This window comes from Achromobacter sp. 46006 (assembly GCF_059761975.1).
On sequence record NZ_JCBANN010000003.1, the window covers coordinates 140,639 to 153,929 of the forward strand.

Consider the following 13,291-nt stretch of genomic DNA (forward strand, 5'->3'; position numbering starts at 1 on the left):
TAATGTGTCCCCAATTAAGTGGGGTGTCAGCGCTAAACCTGACCGGAAAAAAGCCATAACAGCCCGGCCGTCATGGCGAAGTAGCGCAGGAATTTGCCGATGGCCATGTAGGCCACGCATGGCCAGAATGGCAGGCGCAACCAGCCGGCCACGGCGCACAGCGGATCGCCCACGGCAGGCAGCCACGACAACAGCAGCGCGGGCGGCCCCATGCGATGGATCCAGTCATGGGCGCGCTGATGCCAGCGCCCGCGCATGCGCATGCGGCGCTCGCCCGGGGCATGGGGATGGTGTTCCTTCCAGCGCTCGACGGCCTTTTCCGCGCCCAGGCCCATGGCATAGCTGATCGCCCCGCCGATGGTATTGCCGGCGGTCGCCACCAGGATGGCGGGCCAGAACATGTCCGGCGACAGCTTCAGGTAGCCGAACACCGCCGGCTCGGACCCTAGCGGCAACAGCGTGGCGGAGACCAGCGCCACCACGAAAATGGCGGGCAGACCCACCGAGGGCAGCGCCAGCAGGCCCAAGAGCCAGTGGACCGCGGATAAGAGGCTTTCTTCCATGATGGATGCGAGTGTAGCCGCGCTCGACGCGCGGCCAGGGCTGTCCGGTACATGGCGAAAACCCCCGCAGGCCGTCGGCGTCCGCGCCTTTCCCTGCAATAATCGCGTTCACGCCGTGTCGGGCGCGGGTCTGCCGCGCCGCCCACTTTTCCGCTTCCACCCCTGCGCAGTCCATGTCCACCGATTATCTGAAACGCATCCTGACCTCCAAGGTCTACGACGTCGCGGTCGAATCGCCGCTCGAAGCCGCACCGCTGCTGTCGCAGCGCATAGCGAACACGATTCTGCTCAAGCGCGAGGACACGCAGGCCGTTTTCAGCTTCAAGCTGCGCGGGGCGTACAACAAGATGGCCAACCTGGCGCCGGCGGCGCGCAACCGCGGGGTCATCGCGGCCTCCGCCGGCAACCACGCCCAGGGCGTGGCGCTGGCCGCCTCCCGACTCGGCTGCCGCGCGGTCATCGTCATGCCCACCACCAGCCCGCAGGTCAAGATCGACGCGGTGCGCCGCCTGGGCGGCGAAGTCGTGCTGGCCGGCGAGAGCTTCTCGGACGCCTATGCCCACGCACAGGCGCTGGAGAAAAAGGAAAAGCTGACCTTCGTGCATCCCTTCGACGATCCCGACGTGATCGCGGGCCAGGGCACGGTGGGCATGGAAATCCTGCGTCAGCATCCCGGCCCGATCGACGCCGTCTTCGTGGCGATCGGCGGAGGTGGCCTGATCGCCGGGGTGGCCGCTTACATCAAGCAATTGCGCCCCGAGATCAAGATCATCGGGGTGCAGACCGAGGACTCCGACGCCATGCTGCGCAGCGTACGCGCCGGCCGCCGCGTGCAATTGAATGACGTCGGGTTGTTCTCCGACGGCACCGCGGTCAAGCTAGTGGGCGCAGAGACCTTCAAGCTCACGCGCAAGTACGTCGATGACTTCGTGGTGGTGGACACCGACTCCATCTGCGCCGCCATCAAGGACGTGTTCCAGGACACCCGCAGCGTGCTGGAACCGGCCGGCGCCATGGCCGTAGCGGGCGCCAAGCAATATGCCGCGGAACACAACCTGAAGGGCAAGACGCTGGTGGCCATCGCCTGCGGCGCCAATATGAACTTCGACCGCCTGCGCTTCGTGGCCGAGCGCGCCGAAGTCGGCGAAATGCGCGAGGCCGTGTTCGCCGTCACGATGCCGGAACAGCGCGGCAGCTTCCGCCGCTTCTGCGAACTGGTGGGCGAACGCAGCGTGACCGAATTCAACTACCGGATCTCCGACTCGGACCGGGCCCACGTTTTCGTCGGCCTGCAGGTGTCGTCGCCGGCCGAACCCGCCAAGATCGCCAACCATTTCCGCCGCCATGGTTTCGACACGCTGGACCTGACGCACGATGAAATGGCCAAGACCCACTTGCGCCACATGGTCGGCGGCCGCTCCGCGCAGGCACGCGACGAGTTGCTGTACCGCTTCGAATTCCCGGAGCGCCCGGGCGCGCTGATGCGTTTCCTGAACGCCATGAACCCGGACTGGAACATCAGCCTGTTCCACTACCGCAACCAGGGCGCCGATTACGGCCGCATCCTGATCGGCATCCAGGTGCCGCCGGCCGACAAGAAGCAATTCCGCCACTTCGTGGCCGAACTCGGCTATCCCCACTGGAGCGAGACCGACAACCCAGCCTACAAACTGTTCCTGTAATCGCGCGGCACAAAACGAGAGGGCCTCCCTGGGGAGGCCCTGCCCTTCTTTGCTCAAGACGCGCCCGGCTGCAACCTGGAGGGGGGTTCGCTGTCACTCGGCGGCTCACGGAGATGTGCCGCGCATTCAGCAAGGTGCAGCCAGGCCGGCGCTATCGCTTAGAACCGGTGACGCACACCCACCGCGAACGCGGTGTCGCGCGCATCGCGCTGGAACGCATAGTTGTCGCCATAAGAGGCATATGCGTACAGATTGGTGCGCTTGGTGAAGTCATACGTGTAGCCCAGGCTGTAGACGTTGAAGGTGGCGTCGTCGCCGGTGAGCTTGTCGTTGTTCGGCGTGGCGCGCTGCCAGGAGCCGAACACCGCGTGACGGCCCAGCGGCACGGTGGCGCCAATCATGTAGGAATTGGCTCGGAAACCGTCGGCCAGTTTGAACGAGCCCAGTTTCTGCATGCCATCCGGCGTGGTGCCCATGTTCTGGCCGATGAACCAGCCATCGCGGGTCTGGCTGAACGCCGCCGCCACCTTCACCACCTCGAAATCGTAGGTGCCGCCGATGATGTATTCCTGGACGCGCGCGCTGGACTTGCCGCCGGCGACATCATTGGACGGGTTGAAGCGGTCATAGGCGGCAGCCAGGTTCAGCGGACCGTTCAGGTACTGCACGCCGGCGGTCAAGACGCGGTTGTTGTTGCCGGTGGCGAAGCCTTTTTGCTTGTCGTCGGTGACGCTGTCATCGGCGCTGAACGAATAACCCACGCCCAGCTTGAAGCCGTCCATGCTGGGGGTCTGGTACAGCACCATGTTGTCCAGGCGCATGGTGTTGGCGCTGCTGAACGTGGTACCCAGATTGGCGGTGTTGTAGCTGACCGAGAACGGGTCGATCGAACCGAAGTACTTCGACGCCAGGTTGGTCTGGCGGCCGAATTCCAGGCGGCCCCAGGAATCGCTGTCCAGGCCCACGGTGGCCTGGCGGCCCCAGAGACGGCCGTTCTGCAGCGACTGGCCGTTCATGGGACCGAAACCGCCCTCCAGGGTGAACACGGCGCGCAGGCCGTCGCCCAGGTCTTCGGTGCCGCGCAGGCCGAAGCGCGAGCCGCTGCTCACGCCCTGCACGCCACCGAAGCGGCTTTGCGAATTGCCGTTGAATTTCACCTGCTCGTAACCGATACCGGCGTCGATCAGGCCATACAGCGTCACGGAGTCGGCAGCTTGCGCGGCGCCGGCAAAGCCGGCCAGCAGCGCAACGGCCAATAGCGTCTTCTTCATTGAAAGTCCCCAAAATGGCGAGATAAAGGCATTTCCGCAATCACGCGGCGAAGCCGCCGCGCCCTGCGTGCCGCGGCAAAGAAACGCGCGGCGTCTGCACTGGATCTAGTGTCGGTCTGGGAGCAATTTGAAGTAATCCGAATTTCGAAGAACAACTTTCCATGGGCGGGATAATTTCCGCCGCATGCGTCTCGCCCCTTCCACGAAGTTGCCTTAACGCCTTGATATCAAATGCGAATTCTTACTCGCAATTGCCGCGCTGGTGCCAGGGCCAGCGTCTCGGCCGCCTTCGGGTCGACATCTCCTGTTGGCGCACACGTACAGTTTTGCGGCATAAACGCCACAGACCGTGCACCACGCTGCATCGCCCGCCCCTGTGAAAAACCCCTTGGCGGGCAAGGGGTTTGGCGGGCAAAGGCGGCCATCGGTCGTTCAGCGGCGTTGGGGCGGATAGTCCAGTTCGCCAAAGGTGTATTCGCCATTGGCCTTGGCCCGGGCCAGTTCTTCGCGTACTTGCTCGCGGGTCTTGCCGGCGGCGCGTGGCGCGGCGGCGGGCGGCGGGTAATCCAGTTCGCCGGAAGTGACCTGGCCGGCCGCCTTGGCGCTTTGCAGCTCCTGGCGCACTTGCTCGCGCGTCAGGCTGGTCTGCTCGGCAATGGCGGGCGGATAGTCCAGCTCGCCGAAGGTGACCTGGCCGGCGGCCTTGGCCGCCTGCAGTTCCTGGCGCACTTGTTCTCGGGTCTTGCCATCGGCATGGGCGGCGGACATGCCGGCCAGGGTTGCGGTAACCATGAGTGCGGTCGCTAGGGCTTTCATTGTGATGACTCCATCCTAAACCTGGCACACCGTCCGCGGCCAGGGTGGCAGCGTCGATGTGACAATTTGATTGCTGGGATGAAGTATCTGGCGATCGGGACTCAGTAAAAACCCTTATTTTGGTGAACATCTTTGCATAGCCGGGACAATTGCATGGCGTATCTGCAAAAGCTGCGCACGCATTGCGCATGACCGCTGCCGTCTGCCGCCAATATCCCGCGCTGCGCGGGGCATGGCAGCGTCTGGCGCGCGTCCGGACAGCGCGGGATTTCTTTGTCCTGGCTAAATAGACATTTCCACTGCTGGGACAATAATTCCACTTATCATATGAACCTGCCAGAAATGGAAATTTGATTTTGAGGGCCTCATGGATATCCAGCTTAACGACATCGCGCTTTTCGTCGAAGTCGCCAAGCGCAAGAACTTCAGCCATGCCGCCGAAGCCTTGAATATTCCCACATCCACGCTCTCGCGCCGCGTCAGCGAACTCGAGCGCAGCGTGGGCATGCGGTTGTTGAACCGCAGCACCCGCAAGATCGACCTTACCGAAGCCGGCGCCATCTACTTCGAACGCTGCCGCCACATCGTCGAAGAGGCCCGCATCGCCCACGACCAGTTGCTCGACATGGCGGTCCAACCCAAGGGCCGCCTGCGCATCTCCCTGCCAACCAGCCTGGCGCAATTGTTCCTGCCCGCCGTGATTCGCGAATTCCGCGAACAGCATCCCGATATCGAATGCGACTTCGATCTCAGCATGCGGCCGATCGACCCCATCAGCAATCCGTTCGACCTGATCCTGCGTTTCGGCCAGCAGCCGGACTCCAGCCTGATCTCGCGCAAGATCGTGCTGATGGCACACCAGTTGTATGCATCGCCCGACTACCTGGCGCGCCATGGCGAGCCGCGCGTGCCGGCTGACCTGAGCCACCACGAATGCCTGCGCCCGACGATGCGCGACGAATCCTCCTTCTGGATGCTGCATTCGGGCGACAAGGTCGAGCGGGTGCAGGTGTCGGGACGGCTGTCCGCCAACAACGTCGGCATGCTCGGCCGCCTGGCCGGACAAGGCCTGGGCATTACGCCGCTACTGGTGTTCGACGCCATGGAGCGGGCCATCCAGCAGGCCGGGCTGGTGCGTGTTCTGCCCGATTGGAGCCTGACGCCCCTGCCCCTGTTCGCGCTGCTGCCATCGCGTATGCTGCCGGCCAAGACCAAGGCGTTCCTGGACTTCATCCAGCCGCGGTTATCCGACGCCTGAGCACGGGGCGCCGGCCCCGGTGCCGCGCGCGGCTCAGACCGATGCGCTGTCGTACTGACAGACGGTGTACAGCGGTGTACCGGTAGCCGCGATCTTGGCCGAGCCGCCCAGTTCGGGCAGATCGATGATGGCGGCAGCCTCGACCACGTTGGCGCCCAGGCGCTGCAGCAGCTTGATTGCCGCCAGCATGGTGCCGCCAGTGGCGATCAGGTCGTCAACCAGCAGCACGCGCTGGCCGGTACGCACCGAATCGGTGTGCATCTCGACCGCCGCATTGCCATATTCCAGCGAATATTCCTCGGCCACCGTGCGGTACGGCAACTTGCCCTTCTTGCGCACCGGCACGAAACCCAGGTTCAGCTCATAGGCCAACACGCTGCCGATAATGAAGCCGCGCGCGTCCACGCCCGCGACCAGATCCAGGCGCTGGCGCATGTAGCGGTAGACGAAGAGATCGATCAATACCCGGAACGCGCGTGGATCCTGCAGCACCGGCGTGATGTCACGAAAAATGACACCGGGTTGGGGCCAGTCTGGAACGCTGCGGATGGTGCGCCGGATGTACTCGGCGTTGTCGGTCTGCATGGAAGACGGCCCTGGAGAATTGAAGCAAGGCGAACTATAACCGCGCCACCGCGCTTAAGCCAGGATTGCCACGGACGGTGACTCGTCATGCAACTGTCCGCCACGCAGCGTGCAGCAGCGGTCCACCGCGCCAGCCGGCAGGGCCGCGTGCGTAGCCAGCACCACCGTGCGTCCGCGCACCGCCTGGCCCAGGTCGGCCAGGAAAGCCGCCTCGGCCTGCGCATCCAGCCCCGCGGTGGGCTCGTCCAGCACGATGACCGCGGCAGGCGACAACAGCGCGCGCGCCAGGCAGAGACGGCGGGCCTGGCCCGCGGACAGCAGCGACCCCGTTTCTCCGGCCCAGGTATCCAGTCCGTCCGGCAGGCCTCGCACGAATTCGCCCAGGCGGGCGGCGTCGAGCGCGCGCCACAGCGCTGCATCATCGGCCTGCGGATCGCCGATAAGCAGATTGGTGCGTAGCGTTCCCAGGAACACCGGCGCATCCTGCGACAAGAGCGCGATACGCCGATGCCAGTCCGCCTGCGCGCAGGCACGGGCGTCGACTCCGGCATAGCGCACCTGCCCCGCCAGCGGATCCTCCAGGCGCAGCAGCAGGTGCAACAATGTGGACTTGCCCACACCGCTCGGCCCCAGGATCGCCACCCGTTCACCCGGCTCCACGCGCAGGTGCACCTGGCGCAGCAAAGGGACCGGCGGCGCCGAGGCCCGCGCCGGGTAGGAAAAATCCACGCCCACCAACTCCAGCGCGCCTTGCTGCGGCAAGGGGCTGGGTACGGCCGGATCGCGCATGTCGGGCTCGCACTGCGCCACGTCGCGAATGCGCGCGGCGGCCGACAGGGCCGAACCCATGCGCGAGGCGCCACGCATGATCGGACCGGCCACTTCGAAGATGCCGATCACCGCCAGCAGCAGCCCCACCAGCAGCGGCCCCGTCAGCGCGCCTGTCTCGTATTGGCCCAGGCCGAACCAGAGCATCCCCAACACCGACACGCCAGCGGCCGCCTGCAGGAACCACTGCCCCCTGGCAGCCACGCGCGCCTGACTGCCGCGGGCCAGCGCGCTGGCCTCGCACAAACGTTCGAAATGCGCATGGGTCTGGGCCTGGGCGTGCAACGCCACCATGTCGGCATGGCCATCGACCGCGTCCAGCGTGGCAGCCCGCAGCCCGGCCGCGCTTTCCTGCGCGGCCGCGCCGGGCTTGCGCGCGGCGCGCAGCAGCCACAACGGCACCAGCACGCAGGCGCACAACAGGGCCAGCACAAAAACCAGCGCCGCCGCCGGCACCCAATATCCCAGCACCGCCGTCAAGGCCGCGCCAGCCAGCAAGGCGGTGGCCAGGGGAGCCAGCACAAACAGGAAGACCGTGTCCAACGCGTCGACGTCACCCGTCATGCGCGCAACCAGGTCGCCGCTGCGGTAGCGCGCCAACTGGCGCGGGGTCAGCCGGATCAGCGCCGAAAACACCACCGCGCGCAGGTCCGCCAGCAATCGCAAGGTGGCGGCGTGGCCCACCACGCGGTCGGCGTAGCGCGACACGATGCGCAGGAACGACAGGCCACGCACCAGGGCGGACGGCGCAAACAGGTTGAAGGCGCCGCCGGCACCGGCCAGCGCCGCGCCCGTGAGGAACCAGCCCGACACGCCCAGCAGGCCTACGCCCGCCGCCACGGTCGCCAGGGCGCAGAACAGGGCGAGCAGCAAGCCCCCCTTGCGGCGCGCGTACAGGGGCAACAGCAACAACAGATTCTTCATGCGTCTTTCACTTTTGCATCGGCCACGCGCAACACCCGTTGAAAGCGCGCCGCGACCGCCTGCGAGTGCGTGGCGAGCAGCAGCGTACGGCCAGCGGCAAACGCCAGGATCTCGTCCAGCACGCGCGCCTGCGTCGCCTCGTCCAGATGGGCGGTGGGCTCATCCAACAGTATCAGCCCGGGATCGCGCAGGAACAGGCGCGCCAGGGCGACGCGCTGCGCCTGACCGCCCGACAGGCCCTGCCCGCGGCTGCCCAGCGGCGTGTCCAGCCCTTGTGGCAGGCCGGCGGCGAATTCGAGCACACAGGCGCGGCGAGCGGCTTCGTGCACTGCGGCATCGGAGGCGCCCGGGCAGCCCAGGCGGATGTTGTCGGCGATCGATCCGGCCAGCAATTGCGGCCGCTGGCCGATCAACGCCACCCGCCCGCGCAAGGCGGCTTCGTCCCACTGATCCAACGGCTTGCCGTCGATGGCGACGTCGCCCTGGGCGGGACGCAGACGCGCAATCGCCTCGATCAGGGTCGTCTTGCCGACACCGCTGGGGCCCATCAGCGCCACATGCTCGCCGGGCGCCAACACCAACCCCGCCTCGGACAGCACAGGCTGCGGGCGACCGGGTGCACGCATGGTCAAGCCCGCCACCGCCACGCTCGCGCCGCCAGTGGCGCAGGCCCGCGCCACCGCGCCCACGGGTGCGTCGATCGCATCCTGCGGCAGGCCATCGAACAGCGTGGCGATCTGCGAGACCGCGGCCAGCGCCGCGGCGCGGTCGTGATAGTGCGCCGCGAACTGGCGCAGCGGCGCATAGACTTCGGGCGCCATCAGCAGACAGAACAGCCCGGCCTGCAATGTGAACGGCGACCAGCGCAGGTCGAGGAACCCCAGATAGCTCAGGCCGATATACACGGCCACCCCCGCCACGCCCAGCGCGGCGAAGAACTCCAGCACCGCCGACGACAGGAAGGCGATGCGCAGCACGGAAAGGGTGCGCTGGCGCAGCGCGTCGCTGGCGGCCGCGACAGATGCCGCCTCGGCCTCGGCGCGCCCATACAGTTTCAGCGTGGACAGGCCGCGCACGCGGTCGGCGAAAAACCCAGACAGGCGCGCGAAGGCCCGCAGATGGCGGCGGCTGGCGCCCTGGGCGCCCCAGCCCACCAGGGCCATGAACAGGGGAATCAGCGGCGCGGTGATCAGCAGCACCAACCCGGCGATCACATCCACCGGCAACAACAACACGGAAAAGGCCACGGGCAGCAGGGCCGCCGCGGCCATGGTCGGGAGGTATTTGGAAAAGAAGCCGTCCAGCGCCTCGACCTGGTCCACCAGCGCGCTGGCGATCTCGCCCGAGGCCTGCCGGCGGCTCCAATCCGGCCCCTTATGCAGCAGGCGCGCAAACAGGGCCTGGCGCACGTGGCGCTTGATACGCTCGGCGGCATCCGCCCCGGCACGCTCGCCGGCCCAGGTGATGCAGGCGCGCGCCAGCATCAGCGCGGCAATGGCCAGGATCTGGCCGAGCAGTTCCTGGCGCGGCACCTGCCGCACGATGGCGGCGTCCAGCACGCTGGCCAGCAGCCACGCCTGGACCACCAGCAAGGCGCCCGCCAGCAGCGGCGCCGCGCCCGCCAGCATCAGCGGCAGCCGGGCCGCCCCGGCCAGCGCCCGCAGCCAGCGCGACTGCTCGCGCGGCGGCTTGCTCAGGCTGGCCGAGGGATCGTGCTCCAGGCTGCTGGCGCGGCCGCTCACTCGTCGCTACGGCTGGCACGCGGGTCATGCGAGTGACCTTCGCGCAGCTCGAACCACATTGCATTGAGGATGGCGAACGCACACGCCAGGCCCAGGCCGAGTACCCATGAGAAATACCACATGGTGAAGGCTCCTTAGTCAGTACGAGTTGGGCGTGTCGCCCACGGACGCATGGGTCACCTTGCCGCGCATGACGCGGTACACCCAGGCGGTGTAGACCGTCACGATCGGCAGGAAGACAACCACGGCGATCACCATGATCCACAGCGTCATGTGGCTGGACGATGCATCCCAGACCGTCAGGCCGGCCTGCGGGTTGCTCGACGACGGCATCAGGAACGGGAACAGCGAAAAGCCGACCGTCAGGATGATGCCGGCGATCGAGACCGCCGAGGCCAGGAACGACAGCACGTTGGCGCGCATCGTCAACAGCAGCAGCACCAGCACGGCGCCGGCCACGCCCAGCGCGGGCGCGATCCACATCAGCGGCCACTTGGCATAGTTGGCCATCCAGGCGCCGGACTGCACGGTGACGCTCTTGAGCATGGGATCCGACGGACCCTGCATGTCGACGGCACTGGTGATGGTGTGGCCATCCAGTGCTGTCACCCAGAACCCGCCGACGACGAACAGCGCCAGGACCAGCAGCGCGCACAGGCGGCCCCAGTTGCGGGCCCGCGACGACACTGGATCCTCGGTGCGCCAGGCCAGCAACACGGCGCCGTGCATCGCCAGCATCACCACGCTGAGCACGCCGCACAGCAACGCGAACGGTGTGAACAACTGGTAGAAATGCCCCTGGTACACCATGCGCAGGGCGTTTTCGTCAAAGGTGAACGGTACGCCCAGGATGATGTTGCCCACGGCCACGCCGAACACCAGCGAAGCCACCACGCCCGAGAAGCACAGCACGCCATCCCAGCTATTGCGCCAGCGGGTGCCTTCCATCTTGCTGCGGTACTTGAAACCGACCGGACGCAGGATCAGCGCGATCAGCGCCAGCATCATCGCCAGGTAGAAGCCCGAGAACGAGGCGGCGTACAACAGCGGCCAGGCGGCGAAGATGGCGCCGCCCGCGGTGATCAGCCACACCTGGTTGCCTTCCCATACCGGACCGACGACGTTGATCACGACGCGGCGTTCGGCATCGGTCTTGGCCACCAGCGGCAGCAGCGCGGCCACGCCCAGGTCGAACCCGTCCATGATGGCGAAGCCGATCAGCAGCGCGCCCAGCAGCACCCACCAGACCACCCGCAAGGTGGCGTAGTCGAAAGGAATAAGGGTATCCATTGTTTCTCTCCCTTAAGCGCGCACGGCGGCGTGGACCGGATCGGCGGCGGCGCTGGCGGGCGCCGGCGTGTCGGACTTCGGCCCCTTCCTCACGGCGTGCAGCATCACCTTGACGCCAATGATCAGCAGCGTCGTGTACAGCACCAGGAAGATCGCCAGGCTGATGGCCAGGTCGACGACCGTCAGGCCCGAGGCTGCGTAGTATGTCGGCAGCACACCCTCGATCACCCAGGGCTGGCGGCCGTACTCGGCGACGAACCAGCCGCTCTCGATGGCAATCCAGGGCATGGGCAGGCTCCACAGCGCCACCTTCAGCAAGCCGCGGCGGCCATCAAGGCGGCCACGCGAGGCCAGCCAGAACGCCACGCCGAAGAACAGGATCAGGTACATGCCCACGGCCACCATGACCCGGAACGCCCAGAACAGCGGCGCCACGTTCGGCACGGTATCCACCGCCGCCTTCTTGATGTCGTCTTCGGTGACTTTGCTCATGTCGGGCTGGTAGCGCTTGACCAGCAGCGCGTAGCCGAGATCGGGCCAGGTTCGGTCGAACACCATGCGGGCGTCGACGTCCTTGGGATTGGCACGGATCTTCTGCAAGGCGTCGTACGCCACCATGCCGTCGCGGATGCGGTTTTCGGCGCGCAGGATCAGGTCGTTGATGCCCAGCAGCGGCGTCGTCAGCGAACGCGTGCCGATGATGCCCATGACGTAGGGAATCTCGATGGCGAAGTCGTTCTTGCGTTCTGCCTGGTTGGGCAGCGCGATCAGGTTGAAGGACGCGGGCGCCGGCTCGGTGTGCCACATGGATTCCATGGCCGCGATCTTCATCTTCTGGTGTTCGGTGGTGAGATAACCGCTCTCGTCACCCAGCACCACCACCGACAGCGCCGACGCCAGGCCGAAGCTGGCAGCCACCGCCATCGAACGCTTGGCCAGGTCGGTGTGGCGGCCCTTGAGCAGGTACCAGGCGCTGATCGACATGACGAACATGGCGCCGGCCACATAGCCCGCGCTGACCGTGTGCACGAACTTGGCCTGCGCCACCGGGTTGAAGATCACCGCGGCGAAGTCGGTCATTTCCATGCGCATGGTGTCGGGGTTGAACACCGCGCCCACCGGGTTCTGCATCCAGCCGTTGGCGATCAGGATCCACAGCGCCGAGAAGTTGGTGCCGAACGCCACCAGCCAGGTCACCACCAGGTGGCTGACCTTGGACATGCGGTTCCAGCCGAAGAAGAACAGGCCGACGAAAGTGGCTTCCAGGAAGAAGGCCATCAGCCCTTCGAGCGCCAGCGGCGCGCCGAAGATGTCGCCCACATAGTGGCTGTAGTACGACCAGTTCATGCCGAACTGGAACTCCATGACCACGCCCGTGGCCACGCCCAGCGCGAAGTTGATGCCGAAGAGCGTGCCCCAGAACATCGTCATCCGCTTCCAGATGGGGCGGCCAGTCATGACGTACACGCTTTCCATGATGGCCAGGATGAACGACAGGCCAAGCGTGAGGGGAACGAAGAGGAAGTGGTAAAGCGCGGTCGCGGCAAACTGAAATCGCGACAGGTTGACGACGTCGAGATCAATCATTGGGGCGCTCCCAGGCAAGTGAGTGGCCACAGCAACCGGCATGGTTCCCAGGCCGTCTCTGGCGCCATGATAAGGGCGTTGTATACAGCTTCATAGAGGTTTCCTGAAAAATAGGGGCGGACCAGCGATCAGCCTTTGCCCCGCAACTTGCCGGCGAAGCCCAGCACCTTCTGCACTTTCGAACCCAGTTTCATCAGGTTCTGCAGAGTCTCCGGCGGCAGACGTTGAACCTCATCGAACCATCCGGTGGACAGTTCGATGAGCTCCAGCATTTCGGTCATGCGCTGTTGCGCGTAGGCGCCATCGGGCCCGGCCGGGGGCTCGAGCAGGGTGTCGCGCAACAGTGTCAGGGTGGGATCGATTTCGCGCTTGCGTTTCTCTTCCATCAGGATGCGGAAGATCTCCCAGACATCCTTGGGGGTCTCGAAGTAGTCGCGGCGGTCGCCGACCTGGTGCACCAGCTTCACCAGGCGCCAGGACTGCAGTTCCTTCAGGCCCAGGCTGACGTTGGAACGGGAAAAGCCCAGCGTTTCGGCGATGTCGTCGGCAGGCAGCGGCTCAGGCGCCAGGAACAGCAAGGCGTAGATCTGGCCGACGGTGCGGTTCACGCCCCAACGGCTGCCCATTTCGCCAAAGTGCAGGACGAAACGTTCGGTTTGAGGGGTAAGCACCATGATCAATCCAGGCCAGCGAAAACATTAGCGGCAAAGAATAGTTACGCCGATTTCAGAAATTCCTGAAATTA

12 protein-coding genes are annotated in these 13,291 nt (G+C 65.8%); 2 read left to right on the top strand and 10 right to left on the bottom strand.

Features of this window, described 5'->3' with window-relative positions; all coding sequences use genetic code 11:
* Nucleotides 1-32: 32 nt before the first annotated feature.
* On the bottom strand, nucleotides 33-563 hold the full coding sequence (locus AC6LKG_RS03000; protein ID WP_498162604.1) for a YqaA family protein: 531 nt from the start codon (nucleotides 561-563) through the stop codon (nucleotides 33-35).
* A 98-nt stretch (nucleotides 564-661) separates the two neighbouring features.
* Here AC6LKG_RS03000 and ilvA point away from each other — a divergent pair, with 98 nt between their 5' ends.
* On the top strand, nucleotides 662-2,245 hold the full coding sequence (gene ilvA / locus AC6LKG_RS03005) for a threonine ammonia-lyase, biosynthetic (RefSeq protein WP_498162679.1): 1,584 nt from the start codon (nucleotides 662-664) through the stop codon (nucleotides 2,243-2,245).
* 158 nt (nucleotides 2,246-2,403) lie between these two features.
* On the opposite strand, the gene AC6LKG_RS03010 is transcribed toward ilvA, so the two are convergent.
* Nucleotides 2,404-3,516 (bottom strand): porin, encoded by a 1,113-nt coding sequence (locus AC6LKG_RS03010; RefSeq protein ID WP_498162605.1) that lies wholly within the window; start codon nucleotides 3,514-3,516, stop codon nucleotides 2,404-2,406.
* Between the two features lie 432 nt (nucleotides 3,517-3,948).
* Nucleotides 3,949-4,332, bottom strand: coding sequence for a DUF4148 domain-containing protein (locus tag AC6LKG_RS03015; protein WP_498162607.1), 384 nt, complete (start codon nucleotides 4,330-4,332; stop codon nucleotides 3,949-3,951).
* 367 nt (nucleotides 4,333-4,699) lie between these two features.
* Between AC6LKG_RS03015 and AC6LKG_RS03020 the strand changes: the two genes are divergently transcribed.
* Nucleotides 4,700-5,590, top strand: coding sequence for a LysR family transcriptional regulator (locus tag AC6LKG_RS03020; protein WP_049076849.1), 891 nt, complete (start codon nucleotides 4,700-4,702; stop codon nucleotides 5,588-5,590).
* 33 nt (nucleotides 5,591-5,623) lie between these two features.
* On the opposite strand, the gene AC6LKG_RS03025 is transcribed toward AC6LKG_RS03020, so the two are convergent.
* The 7 genes from AC6LKG_RS03025 to AC6LKG_RS03055 form a co-directional block, all read right to left on the bottom strand.
* Nucleotides 5,624-6,175 (bottom strand): adenine phosphoribosyltransferase, encoded by a 552-nt coding sequence (locus tag AC6LKG_RS03025; RefSeq protein WP_006391794.1) that lies wholly within the window; start codon nucleotides 6,173-6,175, stop codon nucleotides 5,624-5,626.
* A 54-nt stretch (nucleotides 6,176-6,229) separates the two neighbouring features.
* Nucleotides 6,230-7,927, bottom strand: coding sequence for a thiol reductant ABC exporter subunit CydC (gene cydC / locus AC6LKG_RS03030; RefSeq protein WP_498162608.1), 1,698 nt, complete (start codon nucleotides 7,925-7,927; stop codon nucleotides 6,230-6,232).
* Nucleotides 7,924-9,669, bottom strand: a complete 1,746-nt coding sequence (gene cydD, locus AC6LKG_RS03035) for a thiol reductant ABC exporter subunit CydD (RefSeq protein WP_498162610.1) — start codon at nucleotides 9,667-9,669, stop codon at nucleotides 7,924-7,926. Before cydD ends, cydC begins: the two co-directional genes overlap by 4 nt.
* Nucleotides 9,666-9,791, bottom strand: a complete 126-nt coding sequence (cydX, locus tag AC6LKG_RS03040) for a cytochrome bd-I oxidase subunit CydX (RefSeq protein WP_498162611.1) — start codon at nucleotides 9,789-9,791, stop codon at nucleotides 9,666-9,668. The genes cydD and cydX overlap by 4 nt, the downstream gene beginning before the upstream one ends.
* 16 nt (nucleotides 9,792-9,807) lie before the next feature.
* Nucleotides 9,808-10,959, bottom strand: coding sequence for a cytochrome d ubiquinol oxidase subunit II (cydB, locus tag AC6LKG_RS03045; protein ID WP_498162613.1), 1,152 nt, complete (start codon nucleotides 10,957-10,959; stop codon nucleotides 9,808-9,810).
* A 12-nt stretch (nucleotides 10,960-10,971) separates the two neighbouring features.
* On the bottom strand, nucleotides 10,972-12,546 hold the full coding sequence (locus tag AC6LKG_RS03050; protein WP_498162615.1) for a cytochrome ubiquinol oxidase subunit I: 1,575 nt from the start codon (nucleotides 12,544-12,546) through the stop codon (nucleotides 10,972-10,974).
* A 128-nt stretch (nucleotides 12,547-12,674) separates the two neighbouring features.
* Nucleotides 12,675-13,220, bottom strand: coding sequence for a GbsR/MarR family transcriptional regulator (locus AC6LKG_RS03055; RefSeq protein ID WP_498162617.1), 546 nt, complete (start codon nucleotides 13,218-13,220; stop codon nucleotides 12,675-12,677).
* Nucleotides 13,221-13,291 lie beyond the last annotated feature (71 nt).